A 13,642-nucleotide genomic window follows, 5' to 3' on the forward strand; every position below is an offset into this window, starting at 1 on the left:
TCACGGATCATGAATTCTATGTCTGCATCGCTTTTCACCGTTTATCATCCGATGTAGAGAAGGGTCATAACCGTCCCTAAATACGGCTGGCGACGAACAAGCACGAGCGAGGCTGAAATGAGCAACAAGTCCCACAGCGATGATGTCGCATTCATCCGTGCGTTGGCGGAACTTCTGAGGGAAAACGACCTGACAGAGTTGCACGTCAAGCGCGAATTTGGCGAAGAAGGCGCGTTGAACGTCCGCGTCAGCCGCGGCGGCGTCGCGGCATCGGTCGCCCCTGCCCACAGCGCACCGGCGCAAATCACCTTTGCGCCGCCTGCCGCATCGGCGCCGTCGGCAGATCCCGCCGCGCATCCCGGCGCCGTGACATCGCCGATGGTGGGCACTGTCTATCTGCAGCCCGAGCCGGATTCGACGCCGTTCATCGCGGTTGGGGCCACGGTAACTGAGGGGCAGACGCTGCTGATCATCGAAGCGATGAAGACGATGAATCAGATCCCATCCCCCAAAGCCGGACGTATTGCCCGCATTCTGGTCGAAGATGGCTCGCCTGTGGAATTTGGCGCGCCGCTTGTGATCATTGAATAGGCCGGACATGTTCAAGAAAATCCTGATTGCGAATCGCGGTGAGATCGCATTGCGCGTCGTCCGCGCCTGCCGCGAAATGGGGATCGCCAGTGTCGCGGTCCATTCAACGGCTGATTCCGACGCCATGCATGTGCGCATGGCCGACGAGGCCGTCTGCATCGGCCCACCGCCCAGCAACCAAAGCTACTTGTCGGTGCCGGCCCTAATTTCTGCCTGCGAGATTACCGGCGCAGAAGCCATTCATCCCGGCTACGGTTTTCTGTCCGAGAACGCCAATTTCGTGCAGGTGGTCGAAGATCATGATCTGACTTTCATCGGGCCGTCGGCGGCGCATATCCGGATGATGGGCGACAAGATTACAGCCAAGGAAACCATGAAGGCGCTTGGCGTGCCCTGCGTCCCCGGCTCTGACGGCGGCGTTCCGGATCTGGCAACGGCACGCACGGTGGCCGCCGAAATCGGTTTTCCTGTGATCGTCAAGGCAACTGCCGGTGGCGGTGGACGCGGCATGAAACTGGCCGAAACCGCCGCCGATCTGGACATCGCATTTCAAACCGCCCGATCCGAAGCAAAATCCGCCTTTGGCAATGACGAAGTCTATCTTGAGAAGTATCTCGGACAGCCGCGCCATATCGAAGTGCAGGTCTTCGGCGATGGCAAAGGTGGGGCGATCCATCTGGGCGAACGGGATTGCTCGTTGCAGCGCCGACACCAGAAAGTTCTGGAAGAAGCCCCCGGTCCCGCCATCGATGAAGAAACCCGGGCGCGAATCGGCAAAGTTTGTGCCGATGCCATAGCGCAGATCAAATATAGCGGCGCAGGCACCATCGAGTTTCTGTTCGAAAACGGTGAATTCTACTTCATTGAGATGAACACTCGCTTGCAGGTGGAACATCCGGTGACGGAAGCCGTGTTCGGCGTCGATTTGGTCCGCGAACAAATCCGCGTCGCCGCTGGACTGCCGCTGTCGGTTACGCAGGACGAGTTGCGCGTCAACGGTCATGCCATCGAGGTCCGGATCAACGCAGAACGTTTGCCCGACTTCGCCCCCTGCCCCGGCCGCATCAGCGCCTACCATGCCCCAGGCGGGCTGGGCGTGCGGATGGATTCGGCGCTGTATAACGGCTACTCAATCCCGCCCTACTACGACAGCTTGATCGCCAAATTGATCGTGCATGGGCGCGACCGTCCCGAGGCGTTGGCCCGCCTGCAGCGTGCGCTGGGAGAGTTGATCGTCGATGGCATCGACACCACGGTCCCACTGTTCAGCGCGCTGCTGGAAGAGCCCGATATTCTGACCGGTAATTATGACATCCACTGGCTGGAAGAGTGGCTGAAAACCAAGCGCGCCTAAGTCGCCGGCCCGCATGATCGCATTGCGCAGCCCCTGCCGATCTTCACGAACGGCAGGGGCTGCGTCAGCAATCAGGATACAAAGGCTGGGTGCTACTGAATGGACCGCGAAACCCTTACAGTCGATGTATTGCTGAAGGCCTATGAACTCGGCGTTTTTCCGATGTCCGAATCGCGCGACGATACCGACGTCTTCTGGGTCGATCCGCGCAAACGCGGGATCATTCCAATCGGTGGATTCCATTTTTCACGATCCCTCGCCCGTCGAATCCGCAAGGGCGGCTTTCGCGTCTCCGTCAACGAAGACTTCGCTGGGGTGATGCAAGCCTGCGCCGACCGGCCGGAGACCTGGATCAGTGAGACGATTTTCGATATTTACGCCCAGCTTCATGCCTTGGGCCATGCCCATTCGATGGAAATTCGCGACGAGAGCGGGCTGATCGGTGGCGTGTACGGGGTCACGCTGGGCGCGGCGTTTTTTGGGGAAAGCATGTTCTCACGCCGGACGGATGGCTCGAAGATCGCCCTCGCCTATCTGATGGACCGGCTCCAGCAGGCGGGATTTTTGCTGTTCGACACCCAGTTCATCACGCCACATCTTCAGCGGCTCGGCGGAATAGAAATCCCGCGCAGCACGTTTCATGACTATCTGGAAGAGGCGATCGCCACAAAGGCCGATTTCACGACGCCCCCCCTGCCTGCATCGCCTCAGGCGTTGTTGCAGCGCAATACCCAGACATCATAGCGGATATGGTCAAACGCATTCAGCGCGGGTGATGACGCGACCATCCAGCCTTCGAACAACGGTCTTGGGCTGCTTGGCTCATCGATGAGCAGAAATGCATAGGCATCGCCGACGGGGTTTTCCACCGGGTATCGACATTCGACCAAGCTGATCGCCAACCGGTCGAGAGTGACACTGCCGCCAACGGCAACGTCGAGATCGGTCAATTCACCGGACATGCGGTCCAGCACACGCAAACTGGCCCCGCGTCCGGCGGCCACGTCCTCGGCCAGCACCGATGACACTGACAGAGCGGCTGCAAGTGCGGCCAAACCAAGCCCGAGGGGCTTCATCATCCCGAACCACCAACAAATTTGGACAGCAGTTCAATCAAGCTGATTGAGCCCTGCGTGCTTTCAATTTCATCACCGGGATTAAAGTTATCGAGCGATCCACCGGGCTGAAGTTCGACGAAATTTCCGCCCAACAGGCCTTCCGATGCAATGATGATCGAACTGTCGTCCGGCAACACGATCCCGTCGGCGACAGAGATTGTCGCATCGGCGCGGAAGGTCTGGGGGTTCAGGCTTAGTCCGGCGACCGTGCCCACTTTGACCCCAGCCAAACGGACATCCGTGCCGACAGAAATACCCTGTGCCGAGCGAAAACTTGCCGTCAGTTCATAGCCGCTGGACGCACTCATGCCTCCGACGCTGCGGCTGGCATAGGTCAGGAACCCGGCGGCAACCAGAATCACCAACCCTCCGACCAACAGTTCCGCCTTATTTTCGGCCATGGACTACCCTTTCCGTCCGGGATCGCTCACTCGGGCGTCCAGGCTTCGTAATCCGCCCGTTTCGCCGGGGCGACACGGCGAATCGATCCGGCCGGCGCATAGGCCAACGCGGTTCCGGTCAGGTTTTCCTGATGGGGTTTTTCCCACGTGCGGTGAACAAGCGGTTGAGCGGTCGGCGGCTGATCCCACGTGTGGTGCAGCCATCCATGCCAATCGGGGGAAATCCGGCTCGCTTCGCATTCGCCGTTAAAGATCACCCAGCGCCGGACCTTGTCCCGCGTCTCATAGTAGATATTGCCCTGATCATCTTCCCCGACCCGGACACCCTTGCGGCTGGTGAACCATTGCGTGCCAAGGGTTTGGCTGTTCCACCAGGTCACGGCACGGATAAGCATGTTCATAGGGGCGGCTCCTGCTACTCGTTAGATTTGATATCCCGCATTCCTGCCAGAACGTCCAGTGCGCAGAAAATCCCCAATGCCGCAGGGAAGCCTGCGGCATTGGCCGATCAGCTTGCGCTGACCGGTTCGCCTTTGCGATCCGCATAGATCAGAAGCGGCGAGGCTTCGGATGTAACGGCCTCAACATTGACCACCACTTCTTCAACCCCAACAGCGGTTGGCAGATCGAACATGGTATCCAACAGGATGTCTTCCATGATGGACCGCAGCCCCCGCGCGCCTGTCTTGCGTGCAATCGCCCGCCGCGCAATCGCCGCAAGGGCGTCGTCGGTGAAGGTCAACTTGGTGTCCTCCAGTTCGAACAGACGCTGGTACTGCTTAACCAAGGCATTCTTCGGCTGCGTCAGAATCGTGATCAGCGCGTCTTCGTCGAGATCGCGCAGGGTGGCGATCACGGGCAAACGTCCGACGAATTCCGGGATCAAACCGAACTTCAGCAGATCCTCAGGCTCCAACTCGGTGAAGACCTCACCGACGCCCCGGCTATCGACATCCTTCACATCGGCACCGAAACCGATGCCCGACCCCTTACCGCGCCGCGAGATGATCTTGTCGAGACCGGCAAACGCCCCCCCGCAGATAAACAGGATGTTGGTCGTATCCACTTGCAGGAATTCCTGCTGCGGATGCTTGCGCCCGCCTTGCGGCGGCACCGACGCAACCGTGCCTTCCATGATCTTCAGCAGAGCCTGCTGCACGCCCTCGCCCGACACATCGCGGGTGATCGACGGATTGTCCGACTTGCGGGTAATCTTGTCGACCTCGTCAATATAGACGATGCCGCGCTGCGCGCGCTCAACGTTATATTCGCTGGACTGCAACAGCTTCAGGATGATGTTTTCCACGTCCTCACCGACATAGCCGGCTTCGGTCAGCGTGGTTGCATCCGCCATGGTAAACGGCACATCCAGAATACGTGCAAGCGTCTGTGCCAGAAGCGTTTTCCCGCAACCGGTCGGCCCGATCAGCAGGATATTCGACTTGGCCAGTTCAACCTCGCCGGTTTTTCCGGCATGGTTCAGACGTTTGTAGTGGTTGTGCACCGCCACTGACAGCACCCGCTTAGCGTGGGACTGACCGATGACATAGTCATCAAGGACATCGCAGATTTCACGGGGCGCCGGCACACCTTCAGAAGATTTCAGCCCGGCCGTCTTGGTCTCTTCACGGATGATATCCATGCAGAGTTCAACACATTCATCGCAGATAAACACGGTCGGACCCGCGATAAGCTTGCGGACCTCATGCTGACTTTTGCCGCAAAAGCTGCAATAAAGCGTGTTTTTACCGTCACCGCTTGAGTTGTTCGCCATTCATCACCTCCAAAGCGGCAAGTCTGCCCGTCTTTCGTTTACGCCTGCCCACGAAAAGCTATTCGCCACTTTAGGGGAGCATGACAGGACCGACAATGTCAAATTGAAGGCCCCATCGGGGTTTGGTCCTAGCGTCATTTTTCCGCCTTGGGCTTCTCTAGCGCATCGCGGTTCTCGACGATTTGGTCGATCAGCCCCCACGCTTTTGCATCTTCCGCATCCATGAACTTATCGCGCTCAAGAGCATCTTCAACCGCTTCCAGCGACTGCCCGGTATGCTTGACATAAATGCCGTTCAACCGGTCTTTCAACTTTTGGGTCTCGCGGGCGTGGATCATGATATCCGTCGCCTGACCCTGATAGCCACCCGAGGGCTGGTGCACCATGATCCGGCTGTTGGGCAGCGAGAACCGCATGCCCTTGGCACCGGCGGTCAGCAGCAGCGATCCCATGGACGCCGCCTGACCAACCACCAGGGTCGAAACCGCCGGCTTGATATATTGCATCGTGTCGTAAATCGACAGACCGGAGGTCACGACACCACCCGGCGAGTTGATGTACATAGAGATTTCCTTTTTCGGATTCTCCGCCTCAAGATGCAGCAACTGGGCCACGATCAATGACGACATGCCATCATGCACGGGACCGGACAGAAAGATGATCCGTTCTTTCAGCAGCCGCGAAAAAATGTCGTAGGCCCGTTCGCCACGCGACGTCTGTTCGACCACCATCGGGACCAGGGTATTCATGTATGTATCGAGGGGGTCATTCATCTCGGTCTGCCTCTTGTCCTGAGCGTCTCGCGCCTTGTGGCTTGAGTCTTAGTCTGCCCTCTAGGGGGCTGCAAGGGGCCGAAGGCACTCTGTCCTACGGCGCAATATGGTCCTAGCGTCAGGAGATTACGGAATGGACAACAAAAAACACGGCGTTGTCATCGGGTTCTCTCCAGATGGTCTCTGCGAGAGAATATTCAAGAGGCAGTCCACCCCGAGGGATCGCGTGGCGCCGGATTCTGTTGCAGCGCTGGCGACGCACGGCGCGGCCATCCGCGTGTTGAATGGCATTTGTCGAGTGGTTTCATATGGATCGCACCATCGCCCGAGGATCGTTTCGGGCGATGGTGGAGGCTAATTGAGGCTCAGCGCCGACGGCAGACGACGGAGCCCACCTGTGTCACGCTTACCTCAGGTCCGCACGTCTGGCGCATCCCGCCCGGTTTTGCCCTTGATGTCCGCAATCGCATCCGCAGCAGCGATGATCGTGGCAAGCGCCTCTTGCGGATCCGCATGCTGGCGGGCCGGGTCGGCTTCGACATCTTCCAGATAGACCCGCAGAGTTGCCCCGACCGTCCCGGTACCCGACAGACGGAACACCGCGCGCGCGCCGCCCTCGAAGGCGATCCGCAGGCCCTGACCCTCTGACCGCGAGCCATCAACCGGGTCGTCATAGGAAAACTCATCTGCCTCAACCACGGTCAAGCCTTCAAAGGTTTGCCCCGGTAGACTGCCTAGCCGGGATCGGATCCCGGCCATCAGCTCTTCCGCTTTAACGGCGTCCACAGCTTCGTAATCATGGCGCGAATAATAGTTCCGGCCATATTCAGCCCAATGCGCGGTCAACAGATCCGACACTGACTTTCCGGTCTCAGCCAGAATGCTGAGCCACAACAAAACTGCCCACAGCCCGTCTTTCTCGCGCACGTGATCCGACCCGGTGCCAGCACTTTCTTCGCCGCAAAGGGTGATCCGCCCGTCATCCAAAAGGTTGCCGAAAAACTTCCAGCCGGTGGGCGTCTCATAGCAAGCCAGCCCACGCGCCTCAGCGACGCGGTCAAGCGCCCGGCTGGTTGGCATGGAGCGCGCAACCCCCGCCAAGCCCGCCGCGTATCCCGGAGCCAGATGGGCATTGGCCGCCAGAACCGCCAAACTGTCGGACGGCGTCACATAGATGCCGCGACCGACGATCATGTTCCGGTCGCCATCCCCATCCGAGGCCGCGCCGAAATCGGGCGCATCCGCCGCCATCATCGTCGACATCAGCTCATGCGCCCAGATCGGATTAGGGTCAGGATGGCCGCCGCCGAAATCCGGGCTGGGCACCGCATTCACGACCGTACCTTTGGGTGCACCAAGCGCCTCTTCAAGAATCGCCGTCGCATAGGGGCCAGTGATGGCGTGCATGGCATCAAACCGAATCCGGAACCCCGATGCGATCAAGCGGCGCAGTTTATCGAAGTCGAACAGGGTCTCCATCAGCGCGACATACTCGGTCACGGGATCAATCACCTCGACCTCCATCTCGCCCAGCATCTGGGTGCCGATGGTGCCAAGATCGACATCTTGCGCCTCAAGAATGTCATACGAGGTCAGGGACTTGGTGGCCTCCAACATCCGATTGGTCACCTCTTCCGGGGCTGGTCCGCCATTTGGCATATTGAATTTCACGCCGAAATCTTCTTCGATCCCACCGGGATTGTGGCTGGCCGACATGATGATGCCGCCATCGGTCTTGCGCTGCCGAATGACATGGGACGCGGCAGGCGTAGACAGCAGCGCCCCCTGCCCGACGATCACCTTTGCGGCACCGCTGGCCGCGGCCATCCGCAAGATCACCTGCGCCGCGTTGGTGTTGAAATAACGGCCATCGCCGCCCAGAACCAAGTTTTTACCCGCGACGCCGCCGATTCCGATCCAGATCGACTGGATAAAATTCTCAAGATAATGCGGCCCCATGAAGACGCGGGTTTTCTTGCGCAATCCCGACGTGCCGGGCTTCTGCCCGTCAATCGGTGCAGTCTGTACGGTGACGCGTTCCATTCGATCCCCCAAGGTGATGCAGCCATTTGCTTTATCGGTCTGGCAAGTCTACCGCGTTTGGTAAACCGATCATATCAGCGCAGTCGGTCCAGATAAAAAAAGGGCGCTGGCCGGGGTCTCCCCCCGTCCAACGCCCCGGAACTCTCCGGTCAAACCGCCCAAGGCTTACTCTTGCAGCAACGCCTCGACCGCTGCGATGGCCTTGTCGGCCCCGTCCACACTGGGTCCACCGGCTTGGGCCATATCCGGGCGCCCACCGCCGCCTTTACCACCCAGAACACCGGCCGCAGCCTTGACCATCTCTACCGCCGAGATCCGGCCTGTGAGGTCAGCCGTGACACCCGCCGCAATTGCCGCCTTGCCGCCCGCATCCGCGATCAACAGCACAGCGCCCGATCCCATTTGCGTCTTATGCGCATCGATCAAGCCCGGCAGATCCTTGCCAGTTACACCCGACAGGACCTGGCCCAGGAAGGGCACGCCGCCGATGACTTTGGCTTCTGCCGGAGCCGCACTGCCGCCCGACATCGCCAATTCCCGGCGCAGGTTGGCCACGTCGGACAACAACGCCTTCCGCTCGTCCAGCAGCGCCTTGATCCGCTCGGGCACCTCAGAGGTCTGGGTCTTCAGCGCCGACGCCACCTCGGCCAACAGGTGGTCCTGCGCTGACAGGTACTCAAACGCCGCTGCCCCGGTCAGGGCCTCAATGCGCCGGACACCCGACGAGGACGCGCTGTCGCCCAACGTCACGAACATGCCGATATCGCCGGTGCGGGCCACATGGGTCCCGCCGCACAGTTCCAGCGAATAGGTCTCGCCATCGGCACCTTTGCCAGAGCCCGGCTGCTGCCCCATGGACACCACCCGCACCTCATCGCCGTATTTTTCGCCAAACAACGCCTGCGCCCCCAAGGCACGCGCGTCATCGGGGGTCATGATCCGGGTATCAACGGCGGCGTTCTGACGGATATAGGCATTCACATCGGCTTCGACCTTGCGCAGTTCCTCGCGGCTCAGCGCCTTGGAATGGCTGAAATCAAACCGCAACCGGTCCGGCGCGTTCAACGAGCCACGCTGCGCTACATGCGGGCCCAGCGCCTCGCGCAGCGCTTCGTGCAGCAAGTGCGTGGCCGAGTGGTTGGCGCGAATCGCGCCGCGCCGGGTGGGATCGACGATCAGTTCAGCGCCTTGGCCGGCGGTCAGTGTCCCGTCGGTCACCTCGGCGACGTGAAAGACAATCCCGGCAGTTTTGCGGGTATCGCTGATCTGCGCTGTTCCGGTCGCCGTTTTCAACAGGCCGGTGTCACCCACCTGCCCGCCCGATTCGGCATAGAACGGCGTCTGATTCGCGACGATCAGCACGCTGGAGCCTGCGGCGGCTTCTTTGGTTTCCGCGCCGTCCTGCACAAGGGCCAGAATCTGCCCCTCAGCGGCTTCCATGTCATAGCCAAGGAATTCGGTCACGCCGTGGGTCTCGGCCAGATCAAACCAGATCGAAGCATCGGCAGTTTCGCCCGAGCCGGACCACGCGGCCCGCGCCTTTTGCTTTTGCGCCGCCATGGCCGCATCAAAGCCAGCGGTATCCACCGCACGGCCTTTTTCCCGCAGCGCGTCCTGCGTCAGGTCCAATGGGAAGCCAAAGGTGTCGTACAGCTTGAACGCCGCCGCACCGGGCAGGTCGGACCCGTCTGGCAGTCCGGCCAGTTCATCCTCCAGCAACCGCAAGCCGCGATCCAACGTGGTCTGAAAGCGAGTTTCTTCCAATCGCAGGGTTTCTTCGATCAACGCCTGCGCCCGGCCCAGTTCAGGATAGGCTTGCCCCATCTGCTGCACCAGTTTGGGCACCAAGCGATACATCAGCGGATCGGTGGCACCCAGCAGATGCGCATGGCGCATGGCGCGGCGCATGATCCGGCGCAGCACATAGCCGCGGCCTTCATTCGACGGCATCACCCCATCCGCGATCAGGAACGAGGTCGACCGCAGGTGATCGGCAATCACCCGGTGGTGAATCTTGCCCGGCCCATCCGGATCCGCGCCCGTGGCCTGCGCCGAGGCGTCGATCAGGGCCCGGAACAAATCGGTGTCGTAATTGTCGTGCTTGCCTTGCAGCAAGGCCGCGATCCGCTCCAGCCCCATGCCGGTGTCGATCGATGGCCGGGGCAGATTCTCGCGACGGCCGCCCTCGAACTGCTCGAACTGCATGAAGACAAGGTTCCAGATCTCGATGAACCGGTCACCATCCTCATCGGCGCTGCCCGGAGGGCCGCCCCAGATGTGATCGCCGTGATCATAAAAAATCTCACTGCACGGCCCGCAGGGACCGGTGGCGCCCATGGACCAGAAATTATCATCGGTCGCGATGCGGATAATCCGGTCATCGCTGAGTCCAGCATATTTCTTCCAGATATTCGCGGCTTCGTCATCGTCATGATAGACGGTGACCAGCAACTTATCTTTGTTGATCCCGAATTCCTTGGTCAGCAGGTCCCATGCGAACGGGATCGCCTCGTCCTTGAAGTAATCGCCGAAGGAAAAGTTGCCGAGCATTTCAAAGAAAGTGTGGTGCCGCGCGGTGTAGCCCACATTGTCGAGGTCATTGTGCTTGCCCCCGGCCCGCACGCATTTCTGGCTGGTGACGGCGCGGGTATAGTCGCGGGTTTCAACGCCGGTAAAGACGTTCTTGAACTGCACCATACCGGCATTGGTGAACATCAAGGTCGGGTCATTGCGCGGCACCAGCGGAGAGCTGTCCACGACCCGGTGATCGTTCCGGTTAAAGTAATCAAGATAGGTAGAGCGGATATCGTTCAGGCTGACCATGGCTTCGGGACTTTCTGGGGCTTTCGGAGCGTTCTGGCATCGGGACTGGGTTCGTGTAGCGGTCTGGGCGCGAGGTGTCCAGAATCGCGACGCGACCAAACGTCAGGTTGTAGGGCGCAGGCGGTGCCGCCGATAGACCTCGATCATGCCGCCCAACAGCACCCCGTTCAGCAGGTGCCAAAGGAAATGGGTGCCAAAGGGGATCTGACCGCAAAGCGTCCGGTCCAGCGACCGGAAGGTCAGCGACACTGTCAGCAGAGCCGCCGAGACCAACAATCCCTGCGCCGTTTCCGGCGCTCTGCGGCGCAACAGCACCCCGTACACGACCATCAGAAGCGGCAATGGCCAGTACATCGCGGATACTTGAAAGAACGGCAGTGCCTGAAAGACCGGCACCGTCAACGCCACATAGGGCACGAACAAGGCCGTCGCCCCAAGCGCGGCCCACAGGCCAAGCCCCCAATACTCACGATGCGCGACAAACACATAGACTACGGCAAAGAGGGCGATAAAGCCCACATCGGCAAAGCTGGACCAGACTTGCGCATGGGTATGAAACAGAAAACTGCCGATGCCAATCGCCGCCAGAAGCCCGACCAGCGTGTTGGCAAGGCCCGACCCAAGTCCCCGCGTTCGCCGCCACATCACGACAGCGGCAACCAGAAAGGCCACATTGGACAGCGCGTTCACCGGCTCGGCCCAGTATGACGGATCAAGCCGTTCGCAATAGCCATCAATCGCGGTGGTCAGGTCCATTATGGTCGTCTCCGGGTCGCTGGGTCATCACATTTCACGCCATGGCACCATCATAGCCCGTCAAGGGCGGCCCCGACGTGTCAGTCGGTGTTACGCGGCAAAAAGCCCATAAAGACTGCTGCCCCCATGACCAGCACCACCGCCGCCTTCAAGGCAACGGCCAGACTAAGCCCGCTAGCAAGGATCGCTTCAACCAACACGGTAAGCTGGCTCAGTTGTGCCATCGCCGCGACGAACAGCACCAGATACACAGTACTGACCCGGGCCAGCGACCGGTCCCGGGCCGGATCGGCCCGGCGGGATCGGGTCTCACGCGTTTGCAGAACAACAAACAACGGCGCAAAGATAATCAGCGACGACAGCGGATAGCTGATGCGCAACCGACCATCCAGCAGCCAATAATCGATCAGCCGATGGGCAATCAGCACGATATCGGCAACCGAAATCGCCAGCGCGACGGTAATCAGCGCATAGGTGAACATATCCCGCGCCGACAGGATCTTGCCCGGGCGCGGCACCGGGGGCGTGAACGGCGTCTCCGCCCAAGCGCCCAACGCTTCGGTGACCTCACTGTCCGACCACCCGGCGTCAATCATGGCGGTGCGCAGCGCCCCGCGATCATGCCCCGCCATCAATCCGTGACGAACAAATTCTGCAAGCTCGCGGGCCATGGTCTATCTCCGTTTGTCCCGGAAGAAGTCCCGCAAAAGCATCTCAGCTTCGACCCCACCAATTCCGTCATAGATGTCGGGCACATGGTGGGATTGCGCATGACTAAAGACGCGCGCCCCTTGTGCTACTCCGCCGGATTTGGGGTCGGAGGCGGCATAATACAAGCGCGGAATACGGGCGGCAGCAATGGCCGCCGCGCACATGGCACAAGGTTCCAAGGTCACATAAAGCGCATGACCGATCAGTCGTTCGGACCCCAGCGCTGCACAGGCCGCGCGAATAACGAGCATTTCGGCATGAGCGGTCGGATCAGACAATTCGCGGGTGCGGTTGCCAGCTTCGGCCACCACCTGCCCCTTGGGGTCCAGCAGAACAGCCCCGACCGGCACCTCGCCGCGGGCGGCGGCGGCGCGGGCTTGACCCAGCGCACGGTCCATATGGCTGACGAACGGCTTCATACAGCGGTCATGGCCCGGATCGACGCCGCCACGCAACAGGCTTTCGCTTTGTCGCAGGACCGGATACAGCCTGAGACATGACCGATAAAGAACATACGGGCGAGCGGATCGCCAAAGTGCTGGCGCGCGCCGGAGTGGCCTCGCGTCGCGGTGCAGAAATCATCATCGCCGAAGGGCGAGTGAAGGTAAACGGCAAGCGAATCGACAGCCCGGCCCTGAATGTCGGCCCCGGCGACAAGATCACCTTGGACGGCAAACCTTTGGCCGAGCCGGAAGCGCCGCGTCTGTGGCTGTACTACAAGCCGCTCGGGCTGGTCACCACCGCCCGAGATGAAAAGGGCCGCGAAACCGTCTTTGACAGCCTGCCCGAAGATATGCCCCGGGTGCTGAGCGTCGGACGGCTGGACATCAATTCCGAAGGCCTGTTGCTGCTGACCAATGACGGCGGGATCAAGCGGCGGCTGGAACTGCCCAGCACCGGTTGGGTGCGCAAATACCGGGTCCGGGTCAAAGGCAATCCAAAAGACGACGATTTCGTCGGTTTGCGCAAAGGCGTGGTCGTGGATGGGGAACGCTTTGCGCCGATGGATATCGGCATAGACCGCATGCAAGGGGCGAATGCGTGGCTGACCATTGGCATCCGTGAAGGTAAGAACCGCGAAGTGCGCCGCGCCATGGAAAGCATCGGACTGGTTGTGAACCGGCTGATCCGGGTCAGCTATGGCCCGTTCCGTCTGGGCGATATGGAACCCGGCGCTGTGGAAGAGGTGAAGGCCCGCGTGCTGCGTGATCAGTTGGGTCTGGGCAACGCCACCCCGTCGCAAGATCCCAAAGCCCGCCCGAAACGCACCAGAAACTAAGGTATTTCCCCGTGCGGGG

Annotated in this window: 14 protein-coding genes; 4 read left to right on the forward strand and 10 right to left on the reverse strand. The window is 60.5% G+C overall.

From position 1 onward, the window contains the following. The first annotated feature begins 117 nt into the window (after nucleotides 1-117). The 3 genes from accB to aat all read left to right on the forward strand — a co-directional run bounded on the left by accB (nucleotide 118) and on the right by aat (nucleotide 2,689). Entirely contained in the window at nucleotides 118-591 is a 474-nt protein-coding gene (accB, locus tag BV911_RS09915; RefSeq protein WP_086053454.1) for an acetyl-CoA carboxylase biotin carboxyl carrier protein, read from the forward strand. 7 nt (nucleotides 592-598) lie between these two features. Next, nucleotides 599-1,945: an acetyl-CoA carboxylase biotin carboxylase subunit gene (gene accC / locus BV911_RS09920; RefSeq protein ID WP_086053455.1), complete on the forward strand. Its 1,347-nt coding sequence runs from the start codon at nucleotides 599-601 to the stop codon at nucleotides 1,943-1,945. Between the two features lie 99 nt (nucleotides 1,946-2,044). Continuing rightward, nucleotides 2,045-2,689: a leucyl/phenylalanyl-tRNA--protein transferase gene (aat, locus tag BV911_RS09925; protein WP_086053456.1), complete on the forward strand. Its 645-nt coding sequence runs from the start codon at nucleotides 2,045-2,047 to the stop codon at nucleotides 2,687-2,689. Here the strand turns inward: aat and BV911_RS09930 are convergent. The 10 genes from BV911_RS09930 to BV911_RS09975 form a co-directional block, all read right to left on the reverse strand. Further along, complete coding sequence (locus tag BV911_RS09930) at nucleotides 2,653-3,024, reverse strand: DUF2155 domain-containing protein (RefSeq protein WP_086053457.1); 372 nt, start codon at nucleotides 3,022-3,024, stop codon at nucleotides 2,653-2,655. The genes aat and BV911_RS09930 overlap by 37 nt on opposite strands. Continuing rightward, nucleotides 3,021-3,464: an outer membrane lipid asymmetry maintenance protein MlaD gene (mlaD, locus tag BV911_RS09935; protein WP_086053458.1), complete on the reverse strand. Its 444-nt coding sequence runs from the start codon at nucleotides 3,462-3,464 to the stop codon at nucleotides 3,021-3,023. Before mlaD ends, BV911_RS09930 begins: the two co-directional genes overlap by 4 nt. A gap of 26 nt (nucleotides 3,465-3,490) precedes the next feature. Continuing rightward, entirely contained in the window at nucleotides 3,491-3,865 is a 375-nt protein-coding gene (locus BV911_RS09940) for an NADH:ubiquinone oxidoreductase subunit NDUFA12 (protein WP_086053459.1), read from the reverse strand. A 107-nt stretch (nucleotides 3,866-3,972) separates the two neighbouring features. After that, on the reverse strand, nucleotides 3,973-5,238 hold the full coding sequence (clpX, locus tag BV911_RS09945; protein ID WP_086053460.1) for an ATP-dependent Clp protease ATP-binding subunit ClpX: 1,266 nt from the start codon (nucleotides 5,236-5,238) through the stop codon (nucleotides 3,973-3,975). A 134-nt stretch (nucleotides 5,239-5,372) separates the two neighbouring features. Further along, a complete protein-coding gene (locus BV911_RS09950; protein WP_086053461.1) occupies nucleotides 5,373-6,011 on the reverse strand; it encodes an ATP-dependent Clp protease proteolytic subunit in 639 nt (212 codons plus the stop codon). Between the two features lie 411 nt (nucleotides 6,012-6,422). Continuing rightward, nucleotides 6,423-8,054 carry an alpha-D-glucose phosphate-specific phosphoglucomutase gene (locus BV911_RS09955; RefSeq protein ID WP_086053462.1) on the reverse strand — a complete coding sequence of 544 codons (1,632 nt, stop codon included), beginning with the start codon at nucleotides 8,052-8,054 and terminating at the stop codon, nucleotides 6,423-6,425. A gap of 165 nt (nucleotides 8,055-8,219) precedes the next feature. Beyond that, the gene (gene alaS, locus BV911_RS09960; RefSeq protein WP_086053463.1) at nucleotides 8,220-10,877 is read right to left on the reverse strand and encodes an alanine--tRNA ligase; all 2,658 of its coding nucleotides are present in this window, start codon (nucleotides 10,875-10,877) and stop codon (nucleotides 8,220-8,222) included. Between the two features lie 102 nt (nucleotides 10,878-10,979). Next, nucleotides 10,980-11,633 carry a ceramidase domain-containing protein gene (locus BV911_RS09965; RefSeq protein WP_086053464.1) on the reverse strand — a complete coding sequence of 218 codons (654 nt, stop codon included), beginning with the start codon at nucleotides 11,631-11,633 and terminating at the stop codon, nucleotides 10,980-10,982. 80 nt (nucleotides 11,634-11,713) lie between these two features. Further along, nucleotides 11,714-12,304, reverse strand: a complete 591-nt coding sequence (locus BV911_RS09970; RefSeq protein WP_086053465.1) for a DUF5671 domain-containing protein — start codon at nucleotides 12,302-12,304, stop codon at nucleotides 11,714-11,716. Nucleotides 12,305-12,307: 3 nt separating this feature from the next. Continuing rightward, entirely contained in the window at nucleotides 12,308-12,763 is a 456-nt protein-coding gene (locus BV911_RS09975) for a nucleoside deaminase (protein WP_086053466.1), read from the reverse strand. Nucleotides 12,764-12,840: 77 nt separating this feature from the next. Here BV911_RS09975 and BV911_RS09980 point away from each other — a divergent pair, with 77 nt between their 5' ends. Beyond that, nucleotides 12,841-13,623: a pseudouridine synthase gene (locus tag BV911_RS09980; protein WP_086053467.1), complete on the forward strand. Its 783-nt coding sequence runs from the start codon at nucleotides 12,841-12,843 to the stop codon at nucleotides 13,621-13,623. Nucleotides 13,624-13,642: the final 19 nt, after the last annotated feature.

Source organism: Pseudoruegeria sp. SK021, from assembly GCF_002119405.1.
In the GTDB taxonomy this organism is placed as follows: Bacteria; Pseudomonadota; Alphaproteobacteria; order Rhodobacterales; family Rhodobacteraceae; genus Meridianimarinicoccus.